This is a genomic window from Actinokineospora spheciospongiae (assembly GCF_000564855.1).
Taxonomy (GTDB): Bacteria; Actinomycetota; Actinomycetes; order Mycobacteriales; family Pseudonocardiaceae; genus Actinokineospora; species Actinokineospora spheciospongiae.
Window position 1 is genome coordinate 40,065 of record NZ_AYXG01000222.1, and the last position, 10,156, is coordinate 50,220.

The 10,156-nt window shown below is 73.5% G+C and carries 8 protein-coding genes and 1 pseudogene; 2 read left to right on the forward strand and 7 right to left on the reverse strand.

What is annotated here, in order from left to right; genetic code table 11:
• Positions 1–116 precede the first annotated feature (116 nt).
• Positions 117–1,244: an isochorismate synthase gene (locus tag UO65_RS28110; protein WP_035288407.1), complete on the forward strand. Its 1,128-nt coding sequence runs from the start codon at positions 117–119 to the stop codon at positions 1,242–1,244.
• 111 nt (positions 1,245–1,355) lie between these two features.
• Positions 1,356–2,183, forward strand: a complete 828-nt coding sequence (locus tag UO65_RS28115; protein WP_052021892.1) for a PucR family transcriptional regulator — start codon at positions 1,356–1,358, stop codon at positions 2,181–2,183.
• 4 nt (positions 2,184–2,187) lie between these two features.
• Here UO65_RS28115 and UO65_RS28120 read toward each other — a convergent pair whose 3' ends face one another.
• The 7 genes and pseudogenes from UO65_RS28120 to UO65_RS39090 form a co-directional block, all read right to left on the reverse strand.
• Positions 2,188–3,267, reverse strand: coding sequence for a hypothetical protein (locus UO65_RS28120; RefSeq protein WP_084176331.1), 1,080 nt, complete (start codon positions 3,265–3,267; stop codon positions 2,188–2,190).
• Between the two features lie 33 nt (positions 3,268–3,300).
• Entirely contained in the window at positions 3,301–4,440 is a 1,140-nt protein-coding gene (locus UO65_RS28125) for a hypothetical protein (RefSeq protein ID WP_035288411.1), read from the reverse strand.
• Positions 4,441–4,693: 253 nt separating this feature from the next.
• Positions 4,694–5,638, reverse strand: a complete 945-nt coding sequence (pip, locus tag UO65_RS28130; RefSeq protein WP_035288413.1) for a prolyl aminopeptidase — start codon at positions 5,636–5,638, stop codon at positions 4,694–4,696.
• A 1-nt stretch (position 5,639) separates the two neighbouring features.
• Positions 5,640–7,295, reverse strand: coding sequence for a substrate-binding domain-containing protein (locus UO65_RS28135; protein WP_324608986.1), 1,656 nt, complete (start codon positions 7,293–7,295; stop codon positions 5,640–5,642).
• Positions 7,296–7,437: 142 nt separating this feature from the next.
• Complete coding sequence (locus UO65_RS28140; protein WP_035288430.1) at positions 7,438–9,237, reverse strand: AMP-dependent synthetase/ligase; 1,800 nt, start codon at positions 9,235–9,237, stop codon at positions 7,438–7,440.
• 238 nt (positions 9,238–9,475) lie between these two features.
• Positions 9,476–9,850, reverse strand: coding sequence for a proprotein convertase P-domain-containing protein (locus UO65_RS39085; protein WP_411431384.1), 375 nt, complete (start codon positions 9,848–9,850; stop codon positions 9,476–9,478).
• Positions 9,848–10,156, reverse strand: a pseudogene (locus UO65_RS39090) (serine protease); the annotation flags it as partial. The gene UO65_RS39085 and the pseudogene UO65_RS39090, both read right to left, overlap by 3 nt.

Consider the following 10,156-nt stretch of genomic DNA (forward strand, 5'->3'; position numbering starts at 1 on the left):
CACGACAGCGGGCGGGTGGCCGGACGGCCGCCCGCCCGCTGTCGCGCGTGGGGCAGCCCACGAACTTCGCCGTGCTCGGCGGCCCCCGATCGGGTGGCCGTGGGCAGAATGGAAGGGTGGCTGAACACGTGGTGCGGGACTACCGCCCGGGGGCGTTCCTGCTCGCCGGACCGACATCGACGCTGCTCGCGGAGGGTGAGCGAGCGGTCGTCACCGAGTCCGACCCGGAGGAGCTGTCCGCCAGGGTGGAGAAGGCCCTGGCCGACAGCGGCGCCCAGGTCGCGGTCGGCGCGCTGCCGTTCGCCCCGGGGGCACCCGCGCACGTGGTCGTGCCCGCCGAGGTCCGCCGCACCGGGTCGGCGCACCCCTGCTCCGCCGCGCCCGCCGCCGGGGCCGCGCCCGTGTCGGTGACGCCGGTGCCGTCCGGGGCGGGGTACGAGGCCGCGGTCGCCGCGGCGGTCGCGCTCCTGCGCGGGCCCGGCGAGCTGCGCAAGGTCGTCCTCGCCCGCACCCTGCGGCTCGGGTTCGCCGCCCCCGTCGACCTCGCCGCCCTGCTGCCCGGCCTGGTCGCGGCCAACCCCCAGGGCCACACCTTCGCCGCGCCGCTGCCCGGGGGGCGCACCCTGCTGGGGGCCACCCCCGAACTGCTGGTCTCGCGCACCGGCACCCGCGTCGTGTCGAACCCGCTGGCCGGGTCGCTGCCGCGCGGGATCACCCCGGAGCAGGACCGCGCCCTGGCCGACGAGCTGCTGGCCTCGGGCAAGGACCAGGCCGAGCACCGGGTGGTGGTGGAGGCGGTCGAGGAGGTGCTGCGCCCGTTCTGCCGCAGCCTGCACGTGCCCGCCGGTCCGTCGCTGGTGGCCACCCCCACCGTCTGGCACCTGTCCACCCGCATCACCGGGGAACTGGCCGACCCGGGGATCTCCGCGCTGCGCCTGGCCGCCGCGCTGCACCCGACCCCGGCCGTCTGCGGCACCCCCGCCGCCGCGGCGGCGGCGGCGATCGCCGACCTGGAGCCGTTCGAACGCGGCTTCTACAGCGGGGCCGTCGGCTGGACCGGCGCCGACGGTGACGGTGAGTGGGTGGTGTCGCTGCGCTGCGCGGAGGTCTTCGACCGGGAGATGGTGCTCTACGCGGGTGCGGGCGTCATGCCCGCCTCGGTCCCGGCCGCGGAGCTGGCGGAGACCTCGGCGAAGTTCGCCACCCTGCTGCGCGGCCTGGGCATCGATCTGCCGGGCGCGTGACAACCCCGCCCGGTCCGGTGCGCACGCGCGCACAACGGCGCTGAAAAGGTGCTGAAAACTCTTCACGGATAGGGGAGTGCTCCGAATCCCCTGCTCGGATACCCTCCACCGGTGGTCGATCTCGTATCGGAACCGGGGGTCGCGGACGTGTCGGTGTACCGCGACACCGGGGGCACCGGGGTGCCCCCGGACGAGAAGGTGCGCCGCGAGCTGATCGACCGGCTCCTGGAGGGCCGGTTCACCCGCCGCTCCGAGCTGTCCGACGCCGCCCGCGTGCTGGAGCTGCCCGAGGACGGCCTGTTCGTCGTCCTCTACGGCGACGGCAGCACCGACGAGGCCCGGCCGGAGGTCAGCGCCACCGCCGTCGACCCCAGCCGCAGGCGGGTCATCGTCTGGCGCAGCCTGCCGGACGCGGAGATCGGCATCGTGTCGGTGGAGCGGGTCGAGGACTTCGACGGCCTGCGCGCCGCCCTGGCGGCCAGCGGCCAGGTCATCGGCGTCAGCCGCCCGGTGTCCGGCCTGGCCAGGGTCCCCGCCGCGCTGCGCCGCGCCCGCATCGCCCGCCGCTGCCTGCCGCCGGGGGAGACCGGGGTCGCCGTGTTCGGCGAGCGCCCGGTCACCACGCTGGTCGCGGGCGCGCCGAACCTGGCCCGCGAACTCGCCATCGAGGTGCTCGCCGGTCTGGACGCGCTCGGCGCCGAGGAGCGGGCCGAACTGCTCACCACCCTGCGCCTGTGGTTCGCCCACGGCGGCGCGGTGAAGGTGGTCGCGGAGCTGATGTCGACGCACCCCAACACCGTCCGCTACCGCCTCCGCCGCGCCGCCGAGGTCACCGGCCGGGACATGGAGGACCCGCGCGACGTGGGCGAGCTGTACCTCGCCGTCGAGGCCACCCGCCTCACCCCCGCCGAGCCGCCCGCGGGCGACCCGGCGGGGTGAGCGTTCAGCGCCACTCGTAGGCGGTCGACTCCGGCGCGGTGGTGCTCACGATCGTGCCGCCGGTCCACGGCAGGAACGGGTGCAGCGCCGAGCCGAACGGGTTCCCGCCCGTGGGCAGCGGCAGCACCTCGGCCGTCCCCCGCCGCCAGAGCGACAGCTTCGGCACCGGGGCGAACTCGGTGACGGTGACCGTGCCGGTGCGGTTCACCGCGAACGCCGCGCCGCTGTCCGCACCCGGGGTCAGGTCGGTCATCACCCTGCGCTGCCAGGAGAAGGCGTGGCTGCGGCCGTCCGCCGTGCTGGACTGGCCGACCACCTGACCGGAGTCGCTGAGCCACGGCCCCGACCCCTCCTGGCTGACGGGGATGTGGGTCTGGCCGCCGCCGAGGGAACCGATGTCGGTGGTGCGGCCCGCGCTCCACAGCAGCAGCTTGCCCTCCGCGGCGACGAGGACCTGCCCGGAGGCGTTGACGTCCACCGGGGTGCCCGCGCCGATGGCCACCGGCGCCCGTCCGGGGCGGGCCAGGTACGCGGTGCCGTCGGCGGTGTAGGTGACGTCGCCGCCCGCGCCGAGGCTGCCGAAGTACGCCGACGGGCTCTCCACGACCGTGCGCCAGGTGCCCGCCCGCCACAGCGACAGCCGCCGGTCGTCGTCGGCGTCCACGCTGCTCACCAGGACCTCGCCGCGGTTGTTGACGTCGACCGCCGCGCTGTCGACCGCCCCGGCCGGGGTGAGGTCGACGCGGCGCCCGGCCGACCACAGCACGGCGTGCCGCACCCCGTCGACCTCGCGGTACCCGACGACCTGGTCGAGGTCGTTGCCCTCGTGCACCAGGCTGTTCACCCCCTCGGGTTCGAGGTCGACGCGCTCGCCGCCGCGCCAGGTGACGGCCCGCGAGCCCGCGTCGGTGAGCACCACGCCGTGGATCAGCCCGGTGGCGCTCATGCCGATCCCGGCCGCCTGGCGCGCACCGGCCGGGGCGGGCAGCGGGCGCACCCCGGCGTCCGCGTCCGCCTCCGCGGTGGCGCCGACCAGGATGAGCAAAGCGGCCGTGGTGGCCGAAACGGTTGTCCTGACACGCATCGGTGTGTGTCCTTCCTTCGGGGTCAGACCGTCCTACTGGGACGTGAAGAGCGAGGTGGCGGAACTTCCCGGGGCCGCGTCCATGCCCGCGACCTGCGGCAGGCGGGGGTGCAGGGCGGTCGGCATGGTCAGGTTGCCCGGGGTCGCGGCGCCCAGGTCCGTTGTGCTGCGGCGCTTCCAGAGCAGCGCGTGCGTGCCCGCCGCCCCGGGCGCGGGCACCTCGCCCGCGATGTCGCCGCGCTCGTTGATGGCGTAGCTGGTGCTGTACGGGGCGTGCGGGGTCAGGTCGGTCATCACCCCGCGCCGCCAGCGGAAGGCGTGGTAGCGGCCGTCGCGGGTCTCCGACAGGCCGGTGACCTCGCCGGAGGCGTTGAGCCACGGGCCGTGGCGCGGGCCGGTGCCGACGAAGCGGGTGTCGCCGCCGCCCAGCGAACCGAGGTCGGTCAGGCCCCCGTCGCGCCACAGCGCCGCCCGGCCGCGGCCGTCGTCCTCGCAGGCCAGCAGGACGGCGCCACCGGCGTTGATGCCCATCGGCACCGGCGCGCCGCCGCCGAGGCCCACCAGCCGGATGCCCGGGCCCCGGCCGCGCGGGAACAGCAGCGCCCGGTCGTCGACCAGGACCGCGACGTCACCGGCCGCGCCCAGCACCGGGTCGTGGAACCGGCCGTCCTCCACCAGGGTGCGCCACCCGCCCGGCCGCCACAGCGACAGCCGCCGCGCGGTGCCGAGGGTGTCCGAACTGACGTGGTGGCTCACCACCAGCACCTCGGCGCGGTCGGTGATCCCCACCGCGGCGCTGCGGAAGGCCCCGCGCGGGTGCAGGTCGACCCGGCGCCCCCCGGTCCAGAGCACCGCCCGCTCCTCCTCGCCGGGGCGGCGGGTGTAGGAGCCGACGACCTGGTCGTGGTCGTTCGCCGCGGTCGGGGTGCTCGGCCCGGTCCGCTCCAGCAGGGTCAGCCTCCCGCCGCGCCACACCGCCGCCCGCGCGGGCCCGCCGCGCCCGCGCACGAACCCGTGCACCATGCCGGTCGCGGTCATCCCGGTCAGCCCGGCCTCGGTGTCGGGGCCGGGCAGCGGCAGCGGGCGCAGCCGGGGGGACCCGGAGCCGGTCTCGGTGGCCGCGGCGACGGTCACGGTCGCCAGGAGGGCGGCGGTCAGCACCAGGGCGCGCATGACGCACCTTCCGGTCGGGAGCGGTGAGCGGTACGCCGAGACTGTAGCGATAACGGCACTATTCAAACAATGGCGTTATATGGGCTAATCTTGGCGTAGCCACGACCATTCAGACCAGTTGATGCGGCCCAATGGGCCAATTTTTGAGCAGGGCCTCCTCGTGGTGGACCTTCGGGCACGAAAAAGAGCGCGCAAACCACCGCGACTTTAACCGGATGTGACAAACGCCGGCCGGATGAGGTTCCCGCCGCGATCAGGCGAAGCGGCGCAGTGCCCGGCTCAGGGCCGCGTCGGACGCCGCCGTGGACTGGTGGCCGGAGCCCTCCAGCACCACCAGTTCGGCGTCCGGCCAGTTCTTGACGAGTTCCCACGCCGTCTCCAGCGGCCCCGCCAGGTCCACCCGCCCGTGGATGAGCACGGCCGGGATGCCCGCGAGCTTCCCCGCCTCCCGGATGAGCACGCCCTCGTCGAGCCAGGCGCCGTGGGAGAAGTAGTGCGCGCAGATCCGCACCAGCGCCAACCGCTCGGCGGAAGTGCTGCCGCTGAACGGTTTCGCGGGTCCGTCCTCGTGCGACAGGACCGCGTCCTCCCAGGCGCACCAGTCGTGCGCGGCGCGGGCGCGGACCCGCGGGTCCGGGTCGTCCATCAGCCGCGAGTACGCCGCGAGCACGTCCTCCCGGCGGGTTCCGGCGGGCACGCCCGCGCGGAAGCGCTCCGCCGCCTCGGGGAAGATCCGGCCCAGTCCGGAGTAGAGCCAGTCGATCTCGCGGCGGCGGGTGGCGGTGACCGCGAGCAGCACGATCGCGCTGACCCGCTCCGGGTGCGCCTGCGCGTACGCCAGCCCCAGCGTCGACCCCCAGGAGCCGCCGGTCACCACCCAGCGCTCGATGCCCAGGTGCGCGCGCAACCGCTCCATGTCGGCGATCAGGTGCGCGGTGGTGTTGACCGACAGGTCGGTGGCCGGGTCCGCCGCGTTCGGCGTGCTGCGACCGCAGCCGCGCTGGTGGAAGAACACCGCCCGGTGCCCGTGCGCGGTCAGCCTGTCCCGCCAGCGCTCGGTCGTCGCCATCCCCGGCCCGCCGTGCACCCACACCAGCGGCGTGCCCGCCGGGTCGCCGCAGGTCTCCCAGTGCACCCGGTTGCCGTCGCCGACGTCGAGCATCCCGCTCGCGGTGGGGACCGCGGGTTCGGCGGGCACGTCAGTTCGCCGGTGCCTTGCAGTTGGGCGGCTGGCACAGGAACTTGCCCAGGGCCGCGTAGAAGATGTCGCTGATCTTCGTGGGGTCCGCGGTGGCGAACGCCTTGCCGCCGGTGGCCGCCGACAGCGCGTCCAGTTCGGCCTTGTCCACGTCCGGCCCGATGCCGACGCCGACGATGGGCAGCGGCCTGCGCGGGTCCTGGAGCTTGTCCAGTTCCGCCAGCAGGTCGTCGCGGCTGATGCCGTTGCCGTCCTCGTTGCGGCCGTCGGTCATGATGATCACCAGGTTGAGCCGACCGGGCTCCCAGTCCGCCCGCCCGGACCGGTAGGCGGCGAGCACGGTGTCGTAGAGCCCGGTGGCGCCGCCCGGCACCGCCTTGATCGCCGCCACCTGCTCCCGCGCGCCCGCGGCGAGGTGGTCGCGGACCGGCTTCATGGGCAGCAGTTCCCGGTAGTCCCTGTCCCCGTCGAGGTTGGTGGAGAACAGGGTGTAGCTCAGCTTGGTGTCCGGTTTGAACAGGCCCAGGCCGAGCACGGCGGCCCTGGTGGTGACCGTCATCCGGTCCAGGTCCGTGCCGGGCACCTCCTGCGCCATGGAACCGGACACGTCCATCAGCACCTGCACCCGCGCGGCCAGGTTCGCCCCCGCCCACTGGTTGAGCAGCGCGTCGACCGCGTCGTTGTCCGGCACCTCGGTGCGGTCGACCTGCTCGGCCCCGGTGCGCCGGTCCTGCGACCGGTCGCGCAGCACCCGGCCGTCGGCGGCCCGGTACCCGGCGTCGGCCAGCGCCCGCACCGAGGTCTCGTCGAGCAGCCTGCCGAGGAACTTCAACGCGGCGTCCCGCTCGGCCGGGGCGGTCTGGGGCAGCACCGTGTACGGGTAGTCCATCGACGGCACGGCCGGTTCGCTGTAGGTGGCGACGAGCTCGTAGCCGGACTCGGCCGCGTTGTGCTTGAGCAGGTCGTGCTCGGTGGTGGCGATGACGTCGATCGGCTCGTCGGGGCTGCCCGCGCCGGGCAGGCGGGCGTAGAGGTCCGCGGCCAGCGGCCGGGTATTGGCCGAGATCCGGCGCAGCGTGCTGGTCAGCGCCGCGTCCGGGTCGGGGGTGGTCTGGGTGGTGGTGCGGACGCCGAACATGGCCGAGGTGCCGACCGGGTCGCGGGCCGGGTCCGGGATGCCGATGGCGGTCTCGGCCGGGGTGGCGAGGACGTCGGCCCAGGTGGGGGTCTTGTCCGGCCAGCCGAGCGCGCCCGCGGTGTCGTCGGTCAGCGCCAGCACCACCGGCGACGAGGCGATCGAGGTGCCGCTGACCTGCCCGTCGAACGCCCCCTTGGCCTGGGCCCGGCGCAGCACCATCGTGCTCTCCGGAATCCACACGTCCGGCAGGGCGCCGCTGTCGGAGACGGTCAGCGCCTCGGCCACCGACGTCGAGTCCTCGGCGGCGACGGCGACCCGGTAGCAGGCGTTCTCGTCCCCGGCGGCCTGGTCGTCGGCGACCCGCTTGCCGAACTGCTCCACCAGCGGCGCGATCTCCGGCGTGGCGGCCACGTCCAGGGTCACCGGGTTCTCGCAGGACGGGCCGACCCAGCCCCGGACCAGGGTGACGCCGAGCCAGCCCACCAGGGCGACCACCACCAGGAGGCCGATCAACACCACGGGGCGGGGCCGACCCCTGCCCGACGAGTGTCGCCCCATGGTGTCGGCCCTCCCCCGAGATGAGTTTCAGTCAGGTTAAGCGAAACCCCGCGCCCGGGGGAGGGCCGCCGAGATGTGAATCACTGTTGTGAATCAGCCTCGCCTACGAGTAGAGCGCGTCCACCTCGGCCCCGAAGTCCTTCATGATCACCCGGCGCTTGAGCTTCAACGACGGCGTGAGGTGCCCGGTCTCCGGGGTGAACTCGGTGGCCAGCACCCGGAACTTGCGCACCGACTCGGCCTTCGACACCGCCGCGTTGCCCTCGTCGACGGCCTTCTGCACCTCGGCGAGCAACTGCGGGTCGTCCACCAGGTCGGCCACGGTCGCCGACGCGGGCTTGCCGACGGTGGTCTTCCAGTAGGTGAAGTAGTCCGGGTCGATGGTCACCAGCGCGGCGATGTACTTCTTGCCGTCGCCGACCACCATGGCCTGCCCGACCAGCGGGTGCGAGGCGATCCGGTCCTCGATGACCGCCGGGGCGACGTTCTTGCCGCCGCTGGTCACCAGGATCTCCTTCTTCCGGCCGGTGATCGACAGGAAGCCGTCCGCGTCGAGCTGCCCCAGGTCGCCGGTGGCGAACCAGCCGTCGGCGTCGAGGACCTCGGCGGTGGCGGCGTCGTTCTTCCAGTAGCCGCCGAACACCTGCCCGCCCTTGAGCAGGATCTCGCCGTCCTCGGAGATCTTCACCGAGGTGCCCGGCAGCGGCTGCCCCACGGTGCCCGCCTTGAAGTTGTCCGGGGCGTTGGTCGTGGCCGCGGCGGTGGTCTCGGTCAGGCCGTAGCCCTCCAGCACCACCAGGCCGATGCCGCGGAAGAAGTGCGTCAGCCGCAGGCCCAGCGCGGCGCCGCCGGAGATCGCGTACCCGGTCTTGCCGCCCATGGCCGCGCGCAGCTTCGAGTAGACCAGCCTGTCGAACACCGCGTGCCTGATCTTGAGGCCCAGCCCGGCCTTGCCCTCGGCCTCGCTGTAGGCGATCGCGGTGGCCGCGGCGGCGTCGAAGATCTTGCCCTTGCCGTCGGCGTGCGCCTTCTGCCGGGCGCCGTTGTAGACCTTCTCCAGCACGTAGGGCACCGACAGGATGAACGTCGGCCGGAAGGTCGCCAGGTCGGGAAGCAGGTTCTTGGCGTCCGGGCCGTGGCCCATGGTGGTCTGCGAGTACACGCAGCCCACCTGCACCATCCGGCCGAAGACGTGCGCGATCGGCAGGAACAGCAGGGTGGAGGCGTCGCCGGGCACCCCGGTGCCCTTGAACAGCCGGGTCAGCACCTCGCCGCCGTAGCCGACCTCGGCGAAGAAGTTGTCGTGGGTCAGCGCCACGCCCTTGGGGTTGCCGGTGGTGCCGGAGGTGTAGATGATCGTGGCCAGGTCCGACGAGGACACCGCGGCCCGGCGGGCGTGCACCTCGGCCTCGTCGACCCCCCCGCCCGCCTCGATGATCTGCTCGACGGCGCCGGTCTCGATCCGCCACACGTGCTGGAGGGTGGGCACGTTGTCGCGCACGTCGGCCACGCGCTTCTCGTGCTCCTCGGTCTCCACGACCACCGCGACGCACCCGGAGTCGGACAGAATCCACTGGATCTGCTCGGCGGAGGAGGTCACGTAGATCGGCACCGGCACCGCGCCCGCGGCCCAGATGGCGAAGTCCAGCAGCGTCCACTCGTAGCGGGTGGCGGCGAGGATGGCGACCCGCTCGCCCGGGGCGACGCCCGAGCCGATCAGGCCCCTGGCCACCGAGGTCACCTCGTCGGCGAACGCCCGCGCGGTCACGTCCGCCCAACCGCCGCCCGACTTGCGCTTGAACTGCACGTGCTCCGGGGTCTTGGCGGCATTGCTGTACACCAGGTCGGCGAGTCCGCCCGCCTCTTCACGCTTGGCGACGGGCGGCACGGCGAACTCGCGCATGGTCTTCTCCTCCGGACGGCGCACGGCGGTCGTCACCTGGTCACCTCGGGTGTGCACCAGGCGGCTACCTGACAGTAACTTTGTCCGTATCTTGCCCGGAACTACTCCGAACGGCCAGACTTCGAACCCAACTGATACCGACCGGTGTGACAAAACCGCCACCGACCACCCGGTGCGCGACGGCCGGGGCCCCGGTCGAGACCTGCGCGGTCTCGGCCGGGGCCCCGGGGTGGTCGACCTAGAAGGCCAACTTGAAGCTGTCGATGTAACCGGTGTCGGCGCTGTAGACGTCCTGCACCTTGAGCTTCCAGGTGCCGTTCGCGGGGACGGCCGAGGCGTTCACCGTGTAGGTGGTGATCACGTTGTCGGCCGAGTCGGACGAGTTGGCGTTCTTCAGCCGGAACGCGGTGCCGTTCGGCGCGACCAGGTCGATCACCAGGTCACCGCGGTAGGTGTGCTTGATGTCCACCCCGACCGACAGCGCGGCGGGGGCGTTGCCGGTGATCCCGTTGACGGTGACCTCGCTGGTCACAGCCGCACCCGCGTCGGTGATGGTCACGTTGGTGGCGTTCTCGAACACCTGGTTCCCGGGCGGGGTGTTCGGGTCGCCCATGGCCGCGGCCTGCTGGGCGATCGCCGCGGACAGGGCGCTGACCTGGGCGTACACGCCCGGGTAGTTCGGCCGGGCGCAGCCCTGGCCGTAGGAGACGATGCCCACCTGGACCCAGTTGTTGTTGGCGTCGCGGCGGACCATCGGCCCACCGGAGTCACCCTGGCAGGTGTCGGTGCCGCCCTGCGGGTAGCCCGCGCAGATCTCCACCGCGGTCTTCATGCTCGGGTACGCCGACTTGCAGGTCGCGTCGTCGACGAACGGCACGTTCGCCTTGAGCAGGTAGCGCTGCTGGGCGCCGCCCTCGGT

Excerpts from the sequence above, each read along its gene's own strand:
- UO65_RS39085 (WP_411431384.1), bottom strand. The coding sequence starts at position 9,850 with ATGGGCGACCCGAACACCCCGCCCGGGAACCAGGTGTTCGAGAACGCC.
- UO65_RS28125 (WP_035288411.1), bottom strand. The coding sequence starts at position 4,440 with ATGCGCGCCCTGGTGCTGACCGCCGCCCTCCTGGCGACCGTGACCGTC.
- UO65_RS28120 (WP_084176331.1), bottom strand. The coding sequence starts at position 3,267 with ATGCGTGTCAGGACAACCGTTTCGGCCACCACGGCCGCTTTGCTCATC.
- UO65_RS28140 (WP_035288430.1), bottom strand. The coding sequence starts at position 9,237 with ATGCGCGAGTTCGCCGTGCCGCCCGTCGCCAAGCGTGAAGAGGCGGGC.